The organism is Sphingomonas asaccharolytica NBRC 15499 (assembly GCF_001598355.1).
GTDB lineage: Bacteria > Pseudomonadota > Alphaproteobacteria > Sphingomonadales > Sphingomonadaceae > Sphingomonas > Sphingomonas asaccharolytica.
Window position 1 is genome coordinate 1 of the sequence record NZ_BCYU01000043.1, and the last position, 20,406, is coordinate 20,406.

The following is a 20,406-nucleotide window of genomic DNA, read 5'->3' on the forward strand; positions in this document are numbered from 1 at the left end:
CAGTGCGCTTTTCTCAACCCTGCCCTCACCCTTCCGCCGCTTCGCGGCTCCATCCCTCTCCCAATGGGAGAGGGATTTATGACCGTCCGCGCCCGCGTCATCCCATGTCTCGACGTCGCAAATGGTCGCGTGGTGAAGGGCGTCAATTTCGTCGATCTGCGCGACGCCGGCGATCCGGTCGAGCAGGCGCAGGCCTATGACGCCGCCGGCGCCGACGAGCTCTGCTTCCTCGACATCACCGCCAGCCACGAAGCGCGCGGCACCATCCTCGACGTTGTGCGGCGCACCGCCGAAGTCTGCTTCATGCCGGTGACGGTTGGCGGTGGCGTGCGCTCGGCCGAGGATGCTCGCGCGCTGCTGCTCGCCGGCGCCGACAAGGTCGCGGTCAATTCCGCGGCGGTGGCGCGTCCCGAACTGGTCGGCGAGATCGCCGAGCGTTTCGGCAGCCAATGCTGCGTCGCCTCGGTCGACGCACGGCGCACTGCCGATGGTTGGGAAGTCTTCACCCATGGCGGTCGCAAGCCGACCGGGATCGACGCGGTCGCTCATGCGCTGCGCCTCGCCGAGCTCGGCGCGGGCGAATTGCTGATCACCAGCATGGATCGCGACGGCACGCGCGACGGCTACGACCTCGACCTGATCCGCACGATCGCCGACCAGGTCAGCGTGCCCGTCGTTGCCTCGGGCGGCGTCGGCGGACTCGACGACCTCGTCGCCGGCATCCGCGACGGCCATGCCAGCGCGGTGCTGGCGGCAAGCATCTTCCATTTTGGCGAGGCGTCGATCGCCGACGCCCATCGCGCGCTGGCCGCCGCCGGCATTCCGGTCCGCGATTTCGCCGGCCGGTAGCCGACGCCAGGCTGCCCGGCCTCCTCGTCGTTACATCGTCGGAACAATCTGCTATCTCGGCCTCCTCGAAGGGGGGAAAACGAGGGATGAACACCAGGATCGGGTTGCTGGCCGTCACGCTTCTGGCCGTGGCGGGCTGCAAGCAGGCGGGGGCGCCCAAGCCAACGCCATCGCCCAAGGCTGCCGCGCTGCGGACCAGCCTAACCTACACGGTAAATCTCTATCGCGGCGTCCGGACGCTTGCCGGTACCAACAATGTCGACTGGAGCCGCGTGAGCTTCGGCGTCAGCGGTAATCCACCGACCTTGGCCCTGTTCGACAGCATGGCACCGGAGGGCGGCATGTTTCAGCCCCCTTGTTGGGTAAGGGTCTCAGTCTTGGTCCAGGGCAACCCGCCTTCGCCACCGGGGTCGACTGCCATGCTGGCCACGCCCAATCCAGGCATCGGTGGCGCCAATCCTGGACCATGGACGGTCCTGTTCGACAATAGTCCCGCCGGTCATTGGTCGATCGCGAAAACGACGATCATCAGTCAGCCCGTCTCCAACATGGCCGCCTCGACCGTGGCCGGCCTGACCTTCCAGACATTGGTCGCGAGCGGAGGCGCCACGGTCCTCAATGGCACCAGCATTAATTGCACACCCTGAGCTGAAAGCCTCGGACGCATCGCCGGCCACGCGGGCAACGCCGGGGATGTAGAAGCCGCGTTAACCCGTCCTGGCTAAGGCTGCATTCGATGCGTTACGCCTCCGCCCTCTCGCTGCTCCTGCTCGCCCCACCAGCGCTGGCGATGGTGCCGCCACACAGCGGGGTGATCCACACGCGCTCGATGCCCGAATTGTCGGATATCGCCTTGTTCGGCATGGCCGTGGGCGGCGTCTGGCTCGCTCGCCGCGCCCTCCGCAAGCGGTTCGCCAAACAGGCCGACACGCCGGCCGACACGCCAAAGGATTGACGGCGACGGCGCGGACAGGCAGCGCGCATGTCATGGACAACGACCCGCTCGACGCGCTCGACGCGCTGATCCACTCTCGCAAGGGCGAGAGTGCCTCCAGTTCATACACCGCAGAACTGTTCGTCCGCGGCCGCGCCAAGATCGCGCAGAAGGTCGGCGAGGAAGCGGTCGAGACCGTGATCGCGGCGATGCGCAAGGACAAGAAGGAACTGACCAGCGAGGCCGCCGATCTGGTCTATCACTTGCTCGTCCTTCTCGCGGATTCCGGGCTATGCCTCAACGACGTGCGCAACGAACTGGCACGGCGTACGGGCACGTCCGGCCTCACCGAAAAAGCCAATCGGAGCCGCTGATGCCGATCGACGCCACCCTGCCTTATGACGACCAGAACATCTTCGCGAAGATCCTGCGCGACGAGATCCCGTCGAAGCGCGTGTACGAAGACGAATGGGCAGTCGCCTTCCACGACATCAACCCGCAGGCGCCGATCCATATCCTGGTGATCCCGCGCGGGCCGTACGTGTCGTGGGACGATTTCAGCGCCAAGGCGTCGGACGCAGAGATCGCCGGCTTCGTCCGCGCGGTCGGCGAGGTCGCACGCGACCTCGGCCTCGTGGCACCCGGCTATCGCCTGCTCGCCAATGTCGGGTTGCACGGCCATCAGGAGATCGCGCATCTCCATGTCCACCTGTTCGGCGGGCGCGCGCTCGGCCCGATGCTCGCGCACTGACTTCGTCTCAGCCGTAACCAATAAGGGATTGCGCGCGGGGGTTTTGCGACTAGGCTCCCCTGCCAGCACCAAATACCACCTTGGGGGTTGGCTATTCATGATTTTTGACCGCGTAAAACCTCTCGATGCGATCCTTGCGACCGCCGAGAAAAAGGGACTGCACCGATCGCTCGGGGCGTTCCAGCTGACCATGCTCGGCATCGGCGCCGTGATCGGCACGGGTATCTTCGTGCTGACGTCGGAAGCCGCGCAAAAGGCGGGCCCGGGCATGTTGCTCAGCTTCGTCGTCGCCGGCTTCGTCTGCGCGGTCGCCGCACTCTGCTATTCCGAACTCGCCTCGATGGTCCCGGTGTCCGGATCGGCCTATACCTACACCTATGCCGTGACCGGCGAACTGCTGGCTTGGATGGTCGGCTGGGCACTCATCCTCGAATATGCGGTTGGCGCCAGCGCGGTCGCAGTCGGCTGGTCGAACCATTTGGCCGGGTTGCTCGACGGCATCGGCTTCCATTTGCCGAACGCGATCAAGAATGCCGACGCGCTAATGGCGCACGCTCAGGTTGCGTTCGGCGCGAAGCCCAACGTCGACCTGCAGACCGCCATGGACACCGGCGGCTGGATCAACGTTCCGGCGGTGTTCGTCGTTGGCCTGGTGACCTGGTTGCTGGTCATCGGCACCACCGAGAGCGCGCGCGTCAACGCCGTGCTGGTGCTGATCAAGATCACCGCGCTGACCGCGTTCATCGCGCTGACCTTGCCGGTGCTCAACGGCACCCATTTCAACTCGCCCGCCGAGCCGTTCCTGCCCACCGGTACTACCGGTATGCTGGGCGCCGCGGCGTCGATCTTCTTCGCTTATGTCGGTTTCGACGCGGTCTCGACCGCTGCCGAGGAAACCAAGAACCCCCAACGCAACGTACCGATCGGCCTGATCGGATCGCTCGGCATCTGCACGATCTTCTACCTGCTCGTCGCGTCAGGCGCGATCGGTGCAATTGGCGCACAGCCGGTGGCTGGCCTCGATGGCAGCGTCCTTGCACCGGGATCGGCCGAGATGGCCGGGCGTTGTGCCCGCATCGTCGCCTCGGGCGCGATGGAGCCGCTGGTCTGCTCGAAGGAAGCGCTGGTCCACGTGCTGCAGGTCATCAACTGGCCGGTGATCGGCCGGCTCGTGGGCATCGCCGCGGTGCTGGCGCTGCCGTCGGTCGTGCTGATGATGATGTTCGGCCAGACCCGCGTGTTCTTCACCATGGCGCGCGACGGCCTGCTGCCCGAGAAGCTTGCCTCGGTTCACCCCAAGTTCCGCACGCCGCACGTCGTCACCGTCGTGACCGGGATCGGCGCGGCGATCGCGTCGGCGATCCTGCCGGTCGGCAAGCTCGCCGATTATTCCAACTCAGGGACGCTGTTCGCCTTCTTCATGGTGGCTGTGTCGGTGATGGTGCTCCGCCGGACCGACCCCGGTCGCAAGCGGCCGTTCCGCACGCCGGGCGTGTGGATCATCGCGCCGCTCGCAATCATCGGCTGTATCGGACTCTATGTCTCGCTGCCGCTGACCGCGATCCTGGTGCTGCCGGGCTGGGGATTGATCGGCCTGCTGATCTACTTTTTCTACAGTCGCAGCCGCAGCCATGTCGGTCGCGGCATCATCGATGTGCCCGAACCCGAAGCTTATGACGGCCTCGCGCCGCGGGTGCCCGGCACCGAGTGAGAGCCTGAGCAGGCAACAAGAAAGGGGCCGGAGTATCGCTACTCCGGCCCCTTGTCCTTTCTAAGCCCTCTCCCGCCTGCGGGTGCGCCCTCACCCTCCCGCAAGCGGGAGAGGGAATTCATGCTTCAGCCCAACTTCTCAGCCAACAGCTTCTTCAGATCCGCCAGCGGGCGCGGGCCGACGTGCGAGATGCATTCGGCGGCGCAGATCGCGCCCATGCGGAGGCTGGTTTCGAGATCGCGGCCCTGCGCCTGGCCAGCAAGGAAGCCCGCCGCGAACAGGTCGCCGGCACCGGTCGTATCAACGACGTGATCGATCGGCTCGGCGGGAACGCGGGCATGCTCGTCGGCATGGTGCGCCTCGGCACCATTGGCGCCGTGCGTGCAGACGAGCGTCGGCACGCGCCCCGCCAGGCCCTTCACCGCCGCTTCAATGTCGTCGGTCTGCATCATCGCGCGGACTTCGCTGTCGTTGGCGAACAACAGATCGATCTGCCCGGCGTCGATCAGCGCGAAGAACTCATCGCGATGCCCTTCCACCACGAACGTGTCCGACAGCGTCAACGCTACCTTGCGTCCGGCGTCGCGCGCCAGCTTGATCGCGCGCTTCATCGCATCGCGCGACTGCTCAGCGTTCCACAGATAGCCCTCGAGATAGAGGATCGCGCCGGCGCCGATCGTCTCGGCATCGACCGCGCTTTCGGGCAGATACTGCGCCGCGCCAAGGAAGGTGTTCATCGTCCGCTGGCCGTCGGGCGTGATCAGGATCAGGCAGCGCGCGGTCGGGTCGCCGCCGGTCGCCGGCGGGGTCGCGAAATGCACGCCAAGCGACTGGACGTCGTGCGCGAACACCTTGCCCAACTGGTCGTCGGCGATCTGGCCGATGAAGCCGGTCGGCTGGCCCAATGCCGCGAGCCCTGCGATCGTGTTCGCAGCCGACCCGCCCGACACTTCCTGCCCCGGGCCCATCCGCGAATAGAGATCGTCGGCGGCGGCGGGATCGAAGATCAGCGCCATCGATCCCTTGGTCATGCCTTCGGCGGCGATGAACTCGTCGGTCGACTGCGAAAGAATGTCGACGATGGCATTGCCGATCGCGACCACGTCATAAGCGGGGCTGGTCAAGTCAGATATCTCCGGGAAATGGTTGGCCGCGCCGTATCGCCGCCGCTAGACAGAAGCAACGATGATCCGCGCTTTCCTCCTGTCGCTCGGCCAGCTCACCGATTCCGCGATCCTGCGTGTCTTCCTCAAATCGATCGGCCTGACCCTACTTGTCTTCCTGCTGCTCGGCGCCGGCTTGTGGTTCGGGACGCAATGGCTGTTCGTCGATCAACTCGGTTGGGGCGAGGACGCCGCAGGCCTGGCGATGATCGGCGAGATCGCCGCGACGATCATGTTCGGCTGGGTATTGTTCCGCGCGGTGGCGATCGCGGTGATCGGTCTTTTCGGCGATCAGATCGTGATCGCGGTCGAGCGCAAACATTATCCCGATGCGCTGGCGAGCGCGCATGACGTGCCGTTCGCGCGGTCGCTGCACATGGGGCTGCGATCCGCCGGCCGCGCGCTGGGGGTCAATTTGGTGCTCCTCCCGGCCTATATCCTGCTCCTGCTGACCGGATTCGGCACGCCGCTGCTGTTCTTCGCCGCCAATGGCTGGCTGTTGGGCGTTGATCTGGGCGAGATGGTCGCGGCGCGGCATATCGCGCCGAGCGAGATGAAGGCATGGCGCGCCTCAACCCGCTGGGCACGCTGGGAATTGGGCGTGATCGTATCGGGACTGCTGACCGTCCCTGTCATCAACCTGCTCGCGCCGATCCTCGGCGCGGCGATGGCGGCGCATTTGTTTCACGGGAGGAAAGGATGAAGCGACTTCTGGCGATCGCAGGGCTCGCATTGCTGCTGGCAGGCTGCGGAGAATCGACCATGGCGCGACCGGCAATGCCCACCGTTGTGATCAAGCCGCCACCGCCCACCGGTGGGCTCGAACGCGTGATGGGTCAGAATGCCGCCGGCCTGACCCAGACGTTCGGAACCCCCAATGCCGACGTCCGCGAAGGCACGGCGCGCAAGCTGCAGTTCCAGGGCACGTTCTGCGTGCTCGATACTTATCTTTACCCGGGCAAGAACGGCGGGGAGCCGACCGTGACCTATCTCGACGCCCGCCAGCCCGACGGCAGCCCGATCGACCGCGCAAGCTGCGTCGCGGCGCTGGCGCGGAGAGGTGGCGGGAAGTAAACTCTCCTCCCGCTTGCGCGTTCCAGGTCGGTTGCGCCCCCGGCGCAACCTAAACAGTCCGGGGGACTGTTTACCTGGAACGGGGTCGGGGGAGGGCATGTCGGAGGTCAGCCCTTAAACACGCCCTCCCCTAACCCCTCCCGCAAGGGAGGGGAATCTAGCTGCACTAGTGCCCACCCGACGGCGTCGCGCACCACCTCCGACGCATCGTCGCGCAGTCTTTCCAACACCGGCACCAGGCCAGCATCCCCGCTGTTTCCCGCGGCGTAAGCCGCATTGCGCACCATCCGATCGCGCCCGATTCGCTTGATCGGCGACCCGGAAAACACCTGACGGAAATCGGCATCGTCGAGCGCGAGCAGGTCCGCCAAGGCCGGCGCCGCCAGCTCCGCCCGCGGCAGGAACGCCCGATTGGCGGCCGCGGCGGCGGCGAACTTGTTCCACGGGCACACCGCCAGGCAATCGTCGCAGCCATAGATGCGGTTGCCGAGCGCCTCCCGGAATTCCTCCGGCACCGGCCCCTTATGTTCGATCGTCAGATAGGAGATGCACCGCCGCGCATCGAGCCGATAGGGCGCCGGAAAGGCATCGGTCGGGCAGGATCGCTGGCACGCATCGCACGAGCCGCATCGATCGCGCCCGGCCTGATCCGGGGCGAGATCGAGCGTGGTGTAGATCGCGCCGAGGAACAGCCAGCTGCCGTGATCGCGGCTGACCAGATTGGTGTGCTTACCCTGCCAGCCCAGCCCCGCCGCTTCGGCCAGCGGCTTTTCCATCACCGGCGCGGTATCGACAAACACCTTGAGGTCGCTGCCCGGCGCTTCCGCCACGATCCACCGCGCCAACGCCTTCAAGGTCCGCTTGACGAGATCGTGATAATCGCTGCCCTGCGCATAGACCGAGATGCGCCCACGATCCCCCTCGCCCGCCAGCGCGAGCGGATCGCGCCCCGGCGCATAGCTCATGCCCAGCGCGATCACGCTCCTGACCTCGGGCCACAATCCGGTCGGCGCAGCGCGGTGATGCGCGCGCTCTTCCATCCAGATCATCTCGCCATGAAGGCCTTCGGCCAGCCATTGCCGCAGCCGCTCGCCCGAGCGCGGCGCGGCGTCGGCGCGCGCAATGCCGATCGCGGCGAAACCGAGCCTTAAGGCTTCGTCGCGCAAGCGGCCTTCGAATGACTTGTGTTCGGTCACTCCGCCCCGCTACCACGGACGAACCAATCGAGGGAGGTCGCGTGTCTCAGTCTCTGGCCGTCACCGCCCACGGCCTCGTCAAGAATTTCGGTGGGCGGCGTGTGGTCGACGGCGTCGATCTCGCGGTGCCGACCGGGACGATCTACGGCGTGCTCGGCCCCAATGGCGCGGGCAAGACCACGACCTTGCGCATGCTGCTTGGCATCATCGAACCCGATGAAGGCGAGCGCACTTTGCTCGGCCGCGACCGCCCACGTGAGGCGAGCGACCATGTCGGTTATCTGCCGGAGGAACGCGGCCTCTATCCGCAGATGAAGGCGCGCGAAGCGATCGCCTTCATGGGGGCGTTGCGTGGCCTGCCGTGGAAAATCGGGCGCAAGCGCGCGATCGAGATGATGGAGCAAGCGGGCCTCGGCTATGCCGTCGATTTCAAGATCCGCAAATTATCCAAGGGCATGGCGCAGCTGGTCCAGTTGCTCGGATCGGTCGTCCACCAGCCCGATCTGCTTGTCCTCGACGAACCCTTTTCCGGGCTCGACCCGGTCAATCAGGAAGGGCTCGAACGGCTGATCCGCGCCGAGCAGGCGCGCGGCGCCACCGTCCTCTTCTCCACCCATGTCATGGCGCATGCCGAGCGGCTTTGCGACCGGCTGGCGATCATTGCCGGGGGCAAGCGGCGGTTCGAGGGTACCGTCGCCGAAGCGCGCGGGATGCTGCCGATGCGCGCACATTATCAACCCGAACGCGACGGCCCGGAGGTGGCGGCAATACTGCCGGCCGACGCCCAGCATAATGGCCGCGATTGGGTATTCCCGATCGCCGATAACGGAGTCGAAGCCTTGCTGCTTAAGCTGACCCAGTCGGGTTTTGGCGTGGCCGGCCTGTCGATCGAGCGTCCCGGGCTGCACGATGCCTTCGTTCGGATCGTCGGCGCTGAAGCGCTTGCCCAGGCTGAAGCGGAGGCGCTGTGATGACCGGCAATTACCGTCGCGCGCTTCGCCAGGCGATGACCGTCGCCCGGCGCGATTTTATCGCCACGGTGTTCACCCCGACTTTCCTGCTGTTCCTGTTGTCGCCGATGTTCACGATCCTGTTCGGCGCGGCCGGCGGTCTTGGTGCCTCCACTGTGACGCAGGGCGCCGCCGGTCGCGCGCGCATCGTCGTCGTTGCCGCGCCCGACCAGGCCGCTGCGATCGTTGCGACTGATCGGCAACTTCGCAAGGTTTTCGGGAGCGCCGACATCCCACCGCCACTGGATATTGCGACCCCGAGCGGCGACCCGGCGGCACAGGCGCGCGCCGCGGTTATGGAGCGTAGCGGCGACGTCGATGCGGCGATCTACGGCCCGCTTGAGAAGCCGACGATACTCTATGGTGGTAATGGCCAAAACGAAGCTGATTATCTCGCCGGGCTGGCAGAGCAGACATTGCGCGCGCAGAAGCTAGGCTCAACGGCGACGCTCAGCGCGCCAATTAAAACTCGCCTCACCCGTACCGCAGTAACCGCGAGCGGCCACAATGCCGCAGCGTTGTTCGCCGTCATGGCAATATTTCTGCTGACCCTGTTCCTCGCCGGCCTGACGATGGGCACGATGGCGGAGGAGCGCAGCAACAAGGTGATCGAGGTTCTGGCCGCCGCCGTACCGCTCGAATCTGTCTTTTTCGGCAAGTTGATCGGCATGTTCGGCGTCGCGTTGCTATTCGTCGGTTTCTGGGGCGCAGTCGCGAGCCAGATCACAAGCGTCCTGCCCGCCGGCGTCGCGACGGCATTAGCGGGGGTGGCGCCAGCCGTCGGCAAGCCGGTTTTCGCCTTGTTGTTCCTCGCCTATTTTGTGATGTCGTATCTGCTGGTCGGCGCGGTTTATCTGATCCTCGGCGCACAGGCCTCGACCCAACGCGAATTGCAGATGATGGCGCTGCCGATGACCATTGTGCAGATGGCCAATGTTGGCATGTCGACCGCGGCCGCGGGGCGCCCCGGCAGCACGATCGCCTGGATCGCGGAGATCTTTCCGTTCAGCTCGCCGATGGCGATGGCCGCGCACGCCGCCAATTCGTCCGCTTTGTGGCCGCACGCCGTCGCGATCCTGTGGCAATTGCTATGGGTGTCGTTGGTGATCTCGCTTGGCGCGCGCTGGTTCCGCCGCGGCGTGCTGAAGTCGGGCGAAGGGCCCAAGCGCAAACGCAAACAGCAGCAGCCCGCGAGCAGCTAAGAGTCTGTTTGACAAACTCGCGAAAGAGCGAGTTTTGAGACCGCACCGCGAAACGCGCCCTCAGCGCGTTTTCAAACAGACTAGCCGCTCCACTATTGACATCGGTGTAAGTATACGTTTGTCTCGCCCGATAAATGGGAGAGTGGGCATGGCGACTCAAGCCGAAATTACCGAGATGATGGCGAAGGGTCCTACCTTCAAATATGACGGTCCGGTCGACCCGCTCGACGTCAGCCGCGCCGAACTCTATCGCGACGATGTCTGGCAGGAGCCGTTCAGGAAGCTCCGCGCCGAATCGCCGGTCCACAAGGTCGAGAATTCGGATTATGGGCCTTATTGGTCGATCTCCACCTACAAGCCGATCCTCGAGGCGGAATCGCTGCCCGATGTCTTTTCGTCCGAAGCGGGCGGCATCACGCTCGCCGACTTCCTGCCCGACAGCGACGTCAGGATGCCGATGTTCATCGCGATGGACCGGCCCAAACATACCGGCCAGCGCCGCACCGTCGCCCCCGCCTTCACGCCGAGCGAGATGGTGCGGATGAAGGAGGACATCGTCCGCCGCACCGCCGAAATCCTCGACACGCTGCCTTATGGCGAGCCGTTCGACTGGGTCGACACGGTGTCGATCGAACTGACCACCCAGATGCTCGCGCTCCTGTTCGATTTTCCCTGGGAAGACCGCCGCAAGCTGACCTTCTGGTCCGATTGGGCTGGCGATATCGAGCTGGTCAAGACGCCCGAACTGCGTGCCGAGCGGCTGACGCACATGTTCGAATGTGGCGCCTATTTCCAGAATCTGTGGAACCAGAAAGTCGACAAGGAGCCGACGCCCGATCTGATCAGCATGATGATCCATTCGGACGCGATGGCGGAAATGGATCAGTATGAGTTCCTGGGGAACCTGATCCTGCTGATCGTCGGCGGCAACGATACGACGCGCAATTCGATGTCGGCGGCGGCTTACGGCCTCGACCTGTTTCCCGACGAGCGCGCCAAGCTCGAGGCGAATCCCGAACTGATCCCCAATACGGTTCAGGAAATCATCCGCTGGCAGACCCCGCTCGCACATATGCGCCGCACCGCGACGCAGGATTACGAACTGGGCGGGCAGATGATCAAGGAAGGCGACAAGCTCGCGCTCTGGTATCTGTCGGCCAATCGCGATGAAACGGTGTTCGGCGACGACGCCGACAATATCGTCGTCGACCGCCCCAATGCGCGCCGCCACCTGGCGTTCGGTCACGGCATCCACCGCTGCGTCGGGGCCCGCCTCGCCGAACTCCAGATCAGCGTGCTGCTCGAGGAAATGGCCAAGCGCCGGATGCGCGTGAACGTGCTGGGCGAGCCGGAGCGCGTGGCGGCCTGTTTCGTGCACGGCTATCGCAAGCTGCCGGTCGAAATCAGCAGATATTGAGCCGAGCGCGCGCGCCTCGCGCAGCGGATTGAAACCGGCGACGGCCGTCGACCGTACCTATATAGGTTCGACCGATGGAGCCTGCACGATGACGTTCGACCGCCGCCACTTCCTGACCCTAGCCGGCACCGGCGCCGCGACGATGCTGTTCGGAGGCTGCCGCGCCGCGCCAGCCCGCCCGCCCGAGAAGTTCGAATTCCAGTTGAGCGATGCCGAATGGCGCAAGCGCCTGCCCGGCGAATCCTACCAGGTGCTCCGTCACGAAGCGACCGAGGTGCCGTTCTCCAGCCCGCTCAATAACGAGCATCGCGCTGGGATCTTCTCGTGCAAGGGATGCGCGCTGCCGCTCTATTCGTCGAAGACCAAGTTCGACAGCGGTACCGGATGGCCGAGCTTTTGGGCGCCGCTCGCGAATGCGATCAAGACGCGCAACGACGGCTCGTTGGGGATGTCGCGCACAGAAGTCCATTGCCGGCGCTGCGGTGGCCATCTCGGGCATGTGTTCGATGATGGACCCAGGCCGACGGGCTTGCGCTATTGCATGAATGGCGCTGCGATGAATTTCACGCCGGGCAAGGCATAACGCCGGCCGCGATCAGACTTCTGCTTGTGCTCCTGCGAAAGCAGGAGCCCAGGGGCTCTATAGGCCGTCGCTTGCGACTCCGGGCTCCTGCTTTCGCAGGAGCACGAATTCAAACTACTGGATGAAGTAGCGCGCCTGCTCGACGACAGCGGCGCCCCGGCCGGCTCGCTCAGTCGCGGACGCCGACCACGCCGCGCGCACCGACCGGAGCGATCGTGGCGATCGTCTGGCTGCTGCGCGAGGTGTCGAACTGGTCGCTGTCGTCATTATCCATCTTCGGCGCGCCGGCACCGTAGATGAAGCCCTTGGTCGGATAGACCGTGGTGCCCAGCCCGCCGGTCGGACCGTACCAGACCTTGACCTGGCTCCAATCGCCTTGGGGCGAAACGTCGATCGCGCGGACATTGGTTTCGACGCCGCCGCGACGCGACCAATTGGCGTGGGTCAGCAGAACCTCGCGTTCGCTGACGATCGCCGAGACCATCGCGACGTGGCCGAGCGGCATGCGACCGAACGACGCGAAGGCGAGGACTGCGCCAACCTTGGGCGCATTGCCGCGCTCATATTTGCCGGCAGCCTGCGACCACCAGGTGTTGGCATTGCCGAAAATCTGAATGCCCGAAATCTCACGCGCATAGGGAGCGCATTGCCAGAACCGAGCCTGTGCCGGCACCGTCGTCGCCAGGGCGCAGAGCGCCACCAGCGCGAATCGCGCTGCCAAACCACCAAATTTCATGCGACCCCCCAAAGGTCCGTTGAAGTGTTGATGGTGGGTTAGGTGGACAAAACCGACATGGGAACCCTGTCGGCACGATGAACGGAACCTTTCACGACGAACTGTGTTTCGTCGCCGGTGAATGCCCAAATGCGGTATCGCGCGGACCCGACGCACACCTGCGCTACCCATATTTTGTGGCCGATATTCAGCGAATCGCTACCGCTATCACGGTGCGTGGGGGGCTCCCTCGGCCTCGGCCGCCGCGATCATCCGCGCCAGCCGCGCTTCATGTTCGGTGCGGCCGAACGGGAATTTGGAAAACAGGACGGCCGCGACGATCGCCAGTGAGCCGTAGATCAGGATGAAGGCGAGCGTCAGATGGTCGATCACCGCGATCGGCACCATGCCGGGCTTGGCGCCCTTGGGAAACGACACGAGATCGAGCAGCTGGCCGACGATCATGATGCCCAGGCCGGACGTGCATTTCTGGACGAAGAACGACCCGGCGAAATAGACACCCTCCGACCGGCGGCCGGTTCGTGCTTCCGAATCCTCGACAACGTCGGCCATCATCGACGCGCCCAGGATGAACGACGAGACGCTGAGCGCGGTCGCGGTGACGAAGATCGGCAGCAGCAGGAACACCAGCGCGCTCGATCCCGGCTGGGGAGTCACGCCGGCAAAGCGAAGCCAATAAGGCATGGTATGGAACACCGTAGCAGCCAGCACGAACCCCATCGCGGCGTGGGGTTTGCTCATCCGCTTGCCGACCGCCGGCGCAATGAGGAAGGCGAGCGCCGCACCCAGCATCAGCGCGAAGGGCAATAGCTGCAACGCCCAGGACTGGAATTGCCAGACATAGCTATAGGTATAGTTGGACAGCGCGTAGCTGATCCCTTGATTGGTATAGGCGCAGATGCCCGCCAGCATCAGGATCAGGAACCCGCGGTTCTTGACCGTCTCCCACAGCTCGCGGAAATGCTCGCCGAGCGTCTGGCTGCGGACGACCGTCTTGGGCAACCGCGCGATTTCGTGATGCGTGCCGAACGCCGAGGCCAGGATAGCGACCACCATGATGACGGCGCTGGCAATCGCCAGATGGCCGTAGCCGACGCGATTGAGCAGGCCGTTGGGATAGGCGGCCGACGGGGTCAGGAACACGCCATAGGCGAGCAACAGGATCGTCAGCCCGCCCGCCCAGCCGAACAGATAGCGGTAGGAGGTGATCCGCGTGCGCTCGTCGTAATCGGAGGTCAGTTCGGGCGTCAGCGCCTGCGACGGCACTTCGTAGCAACTGACCGCGCTGCGCACGACGACCGCGGTCACGAACAGCCAGACAAGCGTGGCGCCGCTGCTCAAATGCGGTGGATTCCACAACAGCAACCAGCCAATCGCGATCGGCAGCGCCGCCGAATACATCCATGGATGGCGCCGCCCCCAGCGGCCCCGGGTGCGGTCCGACAACACGCCGATCAGTGGGTCGACGAACGCGTCGCAGACGAGCGCGATGAAAATGACCAACCCGACCGTCGAGGCGTCGAGCCCGACCACCTGATTGTAGAAGATCAGCAGGAACGTACCGAACCCGGCATCCTTGACGCCGTAAGCAACCGACCCGAAGCCGTAGCTTGCCGTGGTCCAGGTCGACAGCCGCCGCGCCGCCGGCGTCGCCAGCTTGCTCACGAGGCGGCCGCCTCCAGTGACGAGAACAGGCCGGGCACATTGTCGTCCCAGCTAGCGCGCGTGCCGATCAGCATGCCACCATCGACCAGGATATGCGTGCCGGTAACGAAAGCGGCGTCATCGCTCGCCAGATACGAGACCGCGGCCGCAATGTCTTCGGGCCGGCCGGCGCGTTGCACCGGCTGGGCATGAGCGGCGGTCTGGGCGATCACGCCGTTGACATGATCGCGCACCGCTCCTTCGAGCCCCAGCGCCGAGGTGAAGATGTTGGTGGTAATGAACCCCGGCACCACCGCGTTGACGCGGATATTGAGCTTGGCGAGGTCGGCGGCGGCGACTTTGGTCAGGTGCAGCACGCCCGCTTTGGCCGTCGAATAAGCGGTCGGCGCATAACCGCTGCCCAGCGCCGAGACGCTCGACGTATTGACGATCGCTCCGCCGCCACGCTTCGCCATCAGCGGCGCGGCATAGCGGATGCCCATCGCCACCGATCGCAGCAACAGGCTCATCGTGCGATCCCAATCGTCAGGCGAAATCTCGTCGATCTTGTCGCGCGCGCCCGCCGCGCCGGCATTGTTGAACAGAATATCGAGCCCGCCCGCGGCATCGGCGGCGGTCAGCAACGCCTCAATATCGGCGACTTGCGTCACGTCGGTTTTCTGGAAGCGGATGCGGCCGTTCGAGGTCTCGGCGAGTTCCTGGCCGCCCGCGACATCGACATCGCCAATCAGGACATCGGCGCCTTCCTCGACCAATCGCAGCGCCGTCGCGCGACCGATACCGGAGGCGCCGCCAGTGACCACGGCGCGCTTGCCCTGAAACCGCATTCCATTCTCCTGCATGTATTTTTCATGCAGCATAGAGGGGGCTTGAGGCCGGTCAATCCGACTTTTCGAATTTCGGGTTTGCGGGACTCACGGCTTTGAGGCATCGCACTTGCGGAACAACGGGAGAGGCACATGGCGCTCGACGCCGAAACCTTCGACGCATTGATCGACACCATCCGCCGCTTCGTGGCCGAGCGGCTGCGACCCCTGGAAGCCGATGTGGAAGCGCAGGACGCCATTCCGGACGACGTCACCCAGGAAATGAAGGCGATGGGCCTGTTCGGCCTGTCGATCGCGGAGGAATATGGCGGCCTCGGCCTGACCATGCTCGAAGAGGTAAAGGTCGCGATCGAGCTCGGCCGCACTACCCCGGCGTTCCGCTCGAGCTTCGGCACCAATGTCGGCATCGGCAGCCAGGGACTCGTGATGGCAGGCAGTCCTGAGCAGAAAGCCGAGTGGCTGCCCAAAATCGCGAGCGGCGAGATCATCACCAGCTTCGCGCTGACCGAACCCGATGTCGGCTCCGATTCGGGCGCGGTGAAGACCAAGGCGGTGTGGGATGGCCAAGCCTATCGCCTGTCGGGCACCAAGCGCTTCATCACCAATGCCGACAAGGCCGACCTGTTCACCGTCATGGCCCGCACCGGCGACGAACCCGGCGGGCGCGGCGTCTCCGCCTTTCTGGTGCCGCGCGACCTTGCTGGGGTTTCGATCGGCGAATCCGAGAAGAAAATGGGACAGAAAGGCGCGAAAGTTGCCGACGTCATCTTCGACGAGGTCGTGGTGCCGGTCGAGAACCGGCTCGGCGCCGAAGGCGAGGGTTTCAAGATCGCGATGCGCGTGCTCGACCGCGGACGGCTGCATATCTCGGCGGTCTGCGTAGGGGTCGCCGAACGGCTGATCGCCGATTGCGTGGCCTATGCCAGCGAGCGCAAGCAATTCGGCAAGCCGATCGCCGAGCATCAATTAATCCAGGCGATGATCGCCGATTCGAAGACCGAAGCGCTCGCCGCGCGCGCTTTGGTGCTCGAGACGGCGGCGGCCAAGGACGAAGGCAAGGACGTCGTGATGGAATCCGCCGCGGCAAAATATTTCGCCAGCGAGATGGTCGGCCGCGTCGCCGATCGCGCGGTGCAGATATATGGCGGCGCCGGTTATATCGCCGATTACGGCATCGAACGACTGTACCGCGACGTCCGCCTGTTCCGCATTTACGAAGGCACTAGCCAGATCCAGCAGCTCATCATCGCGCGGGAAACGCTGAAGCGCGGGGGGTGAACGGACGAACGAACTAGCCCGTCACCCCAGCGAAAGCTGGGGCCTCGAGCGACGGCGCGGTGACGGCGCCCCTAAGCGGCGCGAGATCCCAGCTTTCGCTGGGATGACGGTATTTAGAAAATGGGAGCAGATAGATGGACACCAGCAAGTTCTTCAGCCTCGAGGGGCGCGTCGCGCTGATCACCGGGGGATCGCGCGGCATCGGCAAGATGATCGCCGCGGGCTATATCGCGCAGGGCGCCAAGGTGTACATCTCCTCGCGCAAGGCGCCGGCCTGCGAGGAAACCGCCGCCGAACTCGGCCCGAACTGCATTCCGTTGCCGATGGACGTCTCGACCGTCGACGGTTGCAAGGCGCTCGCCGCCAAGCTGGCCGAGCATGAGGATCATCTCGACATCCTCGTCAACAATGCCGGCGCCGCCTGGGGCGTGCCGTTCGAGGAATTCCCCGAGAGCGGCTGGGACAAGGTGATGGACCTGAACGTCAAATCGCCATTCTTCCTGACCCAGGCGCTGCACGGCCTGCTCAAGGCGCAGGCGAGCTACGACAAGCCGAGCAAGGTCATCAACATCACCTCGATCGACGGGCTGCGGCTCAATCCGTGGGAGACGTACAGCTATCACGCCTCCAAGGCGGCGCTGATCTATCTCACCAAGCGGATGGCGGCGCGGCTGATCAAGGACGCGATCATCGTCACCAGCCTGGCCCCCGGCGCCTTCGCCAGCGAGATGAACCGCGCCGCGCGCGATCACGGCGACGAGGTCGCCAAGAACATTCCGATGCGCCGTATCGGCACCGACGAGGACATGGCCGGCGCCGCGATCTTCCTCGCCAGCCGCGCCTCGGACTATGTCGTCGGCGATACTTTGGTGGTCGACGGCGGCCTGGTCAACGCGGCGCTGGGCACGTCGATCGACGCTTAGATCCCTCTCCCACAGGGAGAGGGTTAGGAGATCATAGCGGCACCATTCGCATTCTGCGGATGGTTCGGCGTCAAAATCAGCGTCCGCCCCTCCACCCGCCAGCTCTTGAGCCGCGACAGGAAATTCATCCCGATCACGTCCATGTCGCCGAACGCCGGCGAGCTCACGACGGGGAGATCGCGCGCGACGATGTTGCCGATGCGCAATTCGGGCACGGTCGCGGTATCGGCGCGGACCGATCCATTGGCGGTCTGGATGATCATCGGGAACGGGCTCGGGCTGAGCCGCAGCCCCGCCGCTTCGACGGTATCGGTCGACAGAGCGGTCACCGTCGCGCCGCTGTCGACCAGCATCTTGCGCTCGACCTGGCCGAACCGGACGGTCACCCAGAAATGGCCATCATCGGCCATCGGCACGCGCATTTCCTTGCCGACGACCTGTTGCCCGTCCTCAAGGTGCAGGATCTTGGCGACCCGCGCGAACATCGGATCGAACCGCCCGCGCTCGCCGACCAGCATCACGATCAGACCAAGCGAGACGACCAGCGCTGTCATCGACAACAGGCGCCCGACCACGCGGAATCGCCGCGCCAGCACCATCAAGACGATCACCCCGCCGATCAGCAGGTAGAGCGGCACCGAACCGCCGAAAGCATCAGCCATGCGCGTCACCTGCCATGCGACAGATGTATGATAGCTGAGCGCCATGTCCAGCGCAGCCCTCACGCGACGCGGTTGGGTGAGGCCGCCGATCCGAAATCAGGGCGCGCTGCCGCGCACCTTTGCTTCGCGGCGCGCCAGCGCATAGGCGCGACGCATGTCGCGCGTCATCCCGCTCATCGCCCATGACCGCGCCATATCGGGGCAGTAGCTCGGATCCTCGCGCGACTCGTACGGCGTGATCTCGGCCCCGTGAACTGTGCAAAACCGCTGCGTCGCATCGACCACGCGTTGGCGCAGCTCGGCCCGGCCCGATGGCGTGTCGGTCACGACATCCGCGACCCGGACGCTCAAGCGCGGCTCGCTGCTCAGCGCCGGTCGATCGACGCAAGCGCCAAGCAGGATTGCGACGGCATAGAAAGTGAATCGCATGCGTACCTCCGATAATTGGGCAAGCCGGTCCCGTGGCGCGGAATCGCGCTTGCCGTTGCTGGGATGGATGATGGCGGCGGCTAGCCGCCGGTCAGCTTCTTCACTTGTTCGTCGATAGTGGCCGCACGAGCGCGGAGATTGCGCGCGTTCGACAAAAGGGCCTCGCGCGTACCGGGCTCCTGTCCCGGATCATTGGCCTGGCGCTCGAGTTCCTCGGCACTCGAGCGGAACCCGTCGGCCGCGCCGCGCATGCCCTCGATCCTGCCCTTGCGCGCCTCCTCCGCGCCGCGGCGCGCTTCCGCCACGCCTTCGTCCTCGGGCGCGCCGCCGATCAAGGAGATGCCGTCAGGGCCCCTGATCACCTGCGCGCCGGTCCGTCCGATGATCCTAGCGGCGGCCGGCGAAACCTCTACCAAGGGTCTGACCACCGCCGCGGGGCGCGGGTCCGGGATGGCGCTCGGCACCGGATGCGGCAAGGACAGGGTCGCCTTTAACCCGCCACCCAGCGATTTCAGCGCCGAGCCCGCGGATCGGCCTGCACTCTTGACCGCAGCCGACCAGGACGAGGCTGTCGGGTCGGCGCTGGCCGGGCGTTGCGGATCGGGCACGGGCGGCGGCGGAGGCAGCGGCGCGTCGGGCGCGGATGGAAGCGGTGCGACCGCTATCGCCCTGACGATCCGCGCCGCGGCCAGCGGTCCAGCAACGCCGAGCGAGACGAGCAGCAGGGCCGCCGGCACCAGCGGTCGCATGCGCCGCCCGGTGCCGCCGTCCAGCGCCGTCGTGATGCGGCGGGCGAGCGCGGTCCGGGTGAAGGCCATGCCGTTGGCTTCGCGATGCACGAGCCCACCGCCCGCGACCACGAGCAACGCCTCGGCATAATCGTAGCGATCGATCCGGCCCAGCGCATCGGCATCGGCGGCGAGCTCGGACGCGCGTGCCAGTTCGCGGGCGATCAACCATGCCAGCGGATTGAACCAGAACAATGCCGTCACGACGCGGGCGGCGACCAGCCCCAGCCAGTCGAAGCGGCGGATATGCGCCAGTTCGTGCGCGATCACCGCGTCGGCCTGGTCGGGCAAGTCGTGCGTCACCGGGCCGATCAGGATCCAGGCGGGCGTGATCCCCCAACTGAGCGGCGTGACCGCACGGGGCGACACCAATAGGCGGAGCGGCCGGCCGATCCCGACGGCCTCTCGATCGAGCGTCCGCTGCCAGTGCGGGTCGAGTGGCGCCCGCGCCTCGCGCGTCCATCGCAACAATGTCCAAACCCCGGCGACGAACCGCAGCAACAGGGCCGCGACTCCGGCGCCGTAGAGCATCAGGATGACGTCCGTCCCGCCGCCCCCCGCCGCACGCACCGGAGCTGCCGCCGCGGCCATTACCGGCGGAGGGGTCGGCGCCTCGGCCACGGGTGCGCCGGGAAGCGCGGGCAGCCACGCAAGATCGAGCGCCGGCAGCAGGCGCGCGAAAAACGGCAAGGCGAGCAACGCCAGCAACGCCGCCTGGAGCAACGCGGCACGCTCCGCTGCAGGCCGGTGACGCATCGCGGCATGCGCGAGCAACGTGAGGCCGGCGATCAGCGCCGACTTCCAGCCGAGGTCGACAAGCAATGCGAACATCACTTCGCCCCCTTTCGTGCCTGGTCGATCATGCGCTGCAACGCGTCGATCTCGTCGGACCCCAGCCGCGGCTCCATGCCGAGCAAGGCGGTCGCGGCGCTCGCCGCCGATCCATGGAAGAAGGTCTGGACCAACCGCTGCAGCGCATTCTCTGCGACCGTGTCGGTCCGCGCCGCCGGCGCATAGACATAGGCCTGATTCTCGGTGCGATGCGCGATCAGGCCCTTGGCCACCAGCCGCGCGAGCAAGGCGCGCACCGCCGAATCGCTCGGCGGATCGGTCATCGCGCCGCGGATCGCGGCGGCGGTGCCCTCTCCCAGCCCGCACAGGATCTCGAAAATCTCGCGCTCGCGGCGCGGCAGCGAATCAATCATCAC

The 20,406-nt window shown here is 65.6% G+C and carries 23 protein-coding genes; 14 read left to right on the top strand and 9 right to left on the bottom strand.

Annotated elements, in window-relative coordinates; all coding sequences use genetic code 11:
- Positions 1-78 precede the first annotated feature (78 nt).
- The 6 genes from hisF (at position 79) to SAS01S_RS12675 (ending at position 4,245) form a co-directional block, all read left to right on the top strand.
- Positions 79-849: an imidazole glycerol phosphate synthase subunit HisF gene (gene hisF, locus SAS01S_RS12650; RefSeq protein ID WP_066808589.1), complete on the top strand. Its 771-nt coding sequence runs from the start codon at positions 79-81 to the stop codon at positions 847-849.
- 86 nt (positions 850-935) lie between these two features.
- Positions 936-1,496: a hypothetical protein gene (locus SAS01S_RS12655; protein ID WP_066808592.1), complete on the top strand. Its 561-nt coding sequence runs from the start codon at positions 936-938 to the stop codon at positions 1,494-1,496.
- An 89-nt stretch (positions 1,497-1,585) separates the two neighbouring features.
- Complete coding sequence (locus SAS01S_RS12660; protein ID WP_066808595.1) at positions 1,586-1,804, top strand: hypothetical protein; 219 nt, start codon at positions 1,586-1,588, stop codon at positions 1,802-1,804.
- Between the two features lie 32 nt (positions 1,805-1,836).
- Positions 1,837-2,157: a phosphoribosyl-ATP diphosphatase gene (locus tag SAS01S_RS12665; RefSeq protein WP_066808598.1), complete on the top strand. Its 321-nt coding sequence runs from the start codon at positions 1,837-1,839 to the stop codon at positions 2,155-2,157.
- A complete protein-coding gene (locus SAS01S_RS12670; RefSeq protein ID WP_066808602.1) occupies positions 2,157-2,534 on the top strand; it encodes a histidine triad nucleotide-binding protein in 378 nt (125 codons plus the stop codon). The genes SAS01S_RS12665 and SAS01S_RS12670 overlap by 1 nt, the downstream gene beginning before the upstream one ends.
- A gap of 97 nt (positions 2,535-2,631) precedes the next feature.
- Positions 2,632-4,245: an amino acid permease gene (locus tag SAS01S_RS12675; protein WP_066808607.1), complete on the top strand. Its 1,614-nt coding sequence runs from the start codon at positions 2,632-2,634 to the stop codon at positions 4,243-4,245.
- 125 nt (positions 4,246-4,370) lie between these two features.
- Here the strand turns inward: SAS01S_RS12675 and SAS01S_RS12680 are convergent, their stop codons facing one another.
- Complete coding sequence (locus tag SAS01S_RS12680) at positions 4,371-5,369, bottom strand: adenosine kinase (RefSeq protein WP_066808610.1); 999 nt, start codon at positions 5,367-5,369, stop codon at positions 4,371-4,373.
- Positions 5,370-5,430: 61 nt separating this feature from the next.
- Here SAS01S_RS12680 and SAS01S_RS12685 point away from each other — a divergent pair, with 61 nt between their 5' ends.
- Complete coding sequence (locus SAS01S_RS12685; RefSeq protein WP_066808612.1) at positions 5,431-6,111, top strand: EI24 domain-containing protein; 681 nt, start codon at positions 5,431-5,433, stop codon at positions 6,109-6,111.
- On the top strand, positions 6,108-6,482 hold the full coding sequence (locus tag SAS01S_RS12690; protein ID WP_066808614.1) for a hypothetical protein: 375 nt from the start codon (positions 6,108-6,110) through the stop codon (positions 6,480-6,482). Before SAS01S_RS12685 ends, SAS01S_RS12690 begins: the two co-directional genes overlap by 4 nt.
- Positions 6,483-6,589: 107 nt before the next feature.
- Here SAS01S_RS12690 and queG read toward each other — a convergent pair whose 3' ends face one another.
- Entirely contained in the window at positions 6,590-7,678 is a 1,089-nt protein-coding gene (gene queG / locus SAS01S_RS12695; RefSeq protein ID WP_066808618.1) for a tRNA epoxyqueuosine(34) reductase QueG, read from the bottom strand.
- Between the two features lie 41 nt (positions 7,679-7,719).
- On the opposite strand from queG, the gene SAS01S_RS12700 reads away from it, so the two are divergent.
- From SAS01S_RS12700 to msrB, 4 genes are all read left to right on the top strand, one after another.
- Positions 7,720-8,649, top strand: coding sequence for an ABC transporter ATP-binding protein (locus SAS01S_RS12700; protein WP_245656892.1), 930 nt, complete (start codon positions 7,720-7,722; stop codon positions 8,647-8,649).
- Positions 8,649-9,890: an ABC transporter permease gene (locus SAS01S_RS12705; protein ID WP_066808625.1), complete on the top strand. Its 1,242-nt coding sequence runs from the start codon at positions 8,649-8,651 to the stop codon at positions 9,888-9,890. The genes SAS01S_RS12700 and SAS01S_RS12705 overlap by 1 nt, the downstream gene beginning before the upstream one ends.
- 178 nt (positions 9,891-10,068) lie before the next feature.
- A complete protein-coding gene (locus SAS01S_RS12710) occupies positions 10,069-11,307 on the top strand; it encodes a cytochrome P450 (RefSeq protein ID WP_245656896.1) in 1,239 nt (412 codons plus the stop codon).
- Between the two features lie 88 nt (positions 11,308-11,395).
- Positions 11,396-11,890, top strand: coding sequence for a peptide-methionine (R)-S-oxide reductase MsrB (msrB, locus tag SAS01S_RS12715; RefSeq protein WP_066808694.1), 495 nt, complete (start codon positions 11,396-11,398; stop codon positions 11,888-11,890).
- Between the two features lie 169 nt (positions 11,891-12,059).
- On the opposite strand, the gene SAS01S_RS12720 is transcribed toward msrB, so the two are convergent.
- The 3 genes from SAS01S_RS12720 to SAS01S_RS12730 form a co-directional block, all read right to left on the bottom strand.
- Positions 12,060-12,626 carry a CHAP domain-containing protein gene (locus SAS01S_RS12720; RefSeq protein WP_066808636.1) on the bottom strand — a complete coding sequence of 189 codons (567 nt, stop codon included), beginning with the start codon at positions 12,624-12,626 and terminating at the stop codon, positions 12,060-12,062.
- A gap of 207 nt (positions 12,627-12,833) precedes the next feature.
- Positions 12,834-14,291: an MFS transporter gene (locus tag SAS01S_RS12725; RefSeq protein WP_245656894.1), complete on the bottom strand. Its 1,458-nt coding sequence runs from the start codon at positions 14,289-14,291 to the stop codon at positions 12,834-12,836.
- A complete protein-coding gene (locus SAS01S_RS12730; RefSeq protein ID WP_066808696.1) occupies positions 14,288-15,118 on the bottom strand; it encodes an SDR family NAD(P)-dependent oxidoreductase in 831 nt (276 codons plus the stop codon). The genes SAS01S_RS12725 and SAS01S_RS12730 overlap by 4 nt, the downstream gene beginning before the upstream one ends.
- Before the next feature lie 132 nt (positions 15,119-15,250).
- Here SAS01S_RS12730 and SAS01S_RS12735 point away from each other — a divergent pair, with 132 nt between their 5' ends.
- Complete coding sequence (locus SAS01S_RS12735; RefSeq protein ID WP_066808638.1) at positions 15,251-16,396, top strand: acyl-CoA dehydrogenase family protein; 1,146 nt, start codon at positions 15,251-15,253, stop codon at positions 16,394-16,396.
- Positions 16,397-16,530: 134 nt separating this feature from the next.
- Positions 16,531-17,319: an SDR family oxidoreductase gene (locus SAS01S_RS12740; protein WP_066808646.1), complete on the top strand. Its 789-nt coding sequence runs from the start codon at positions 16,531-16,533 to the stop codon at positions 17,317-17,319.
- Positions 17,320-17,342: 23 nt separating this feature from the next.
- Here SAS01S_RS12740 and SAS01S_RS12745 read toward each other — a convergent pair whose 3' ends face one another.
- The 4 genes from SAS01S_RS12745 to SAS01S_RS12760 form a co-directional block, all read right to left on the bottom strand.
- Entirely contained in the window at positions 17,343-17,981 is a 639-nt protein-coding gene (locus SAS01S_RS12745; protein ID WP_066808700.1) for a retropepsin-like aspartic protease family protein, read from the bottom strand.
- Between the two features lie 96 nt (positions 17,982-18,077).
- Positions 18,078-18,410 carry a UrcA family protein gene (locus tag SAS01S_RS12750; protein ID WP_066808648.1) on the bottom strand — a complete coding sequence of 111 codons (333 nt, stop codon included), beginning with the start codon at positions 18,408-18,410 and terminating at the stop codon, positions 18,078-18,080.
- A gap of 80 nt (positions 18,411-18,490) precedes the next feature.
- A complete protein-coding gene (locus tag SAS01S_RS12755) occupies positions 18,491-20,029 on the bottom strand; it encodes a M56 family metallopeptidase (protein ID WP_066808651.1) in 1,539 nt (512 codons plus the stop codon).
- A complete protein-coding gene (locus SAS01S_RS12760) occupies positions 20,029-20,403 on the bottom strand; it encodes a BlaI/MecI/CopY family transcriptional regulator (RefSeq protein ID WP_066808654.1) in 375 nt (124 codons plus the stop codon). The genes SAS01S_RS12755 and SAS01S_RS12760 overlap by 1 nt, the downstream gene beginning before the upstream one ends.
- Positions 20,404-20,406 lie beyond the last annotated feature (3 nt).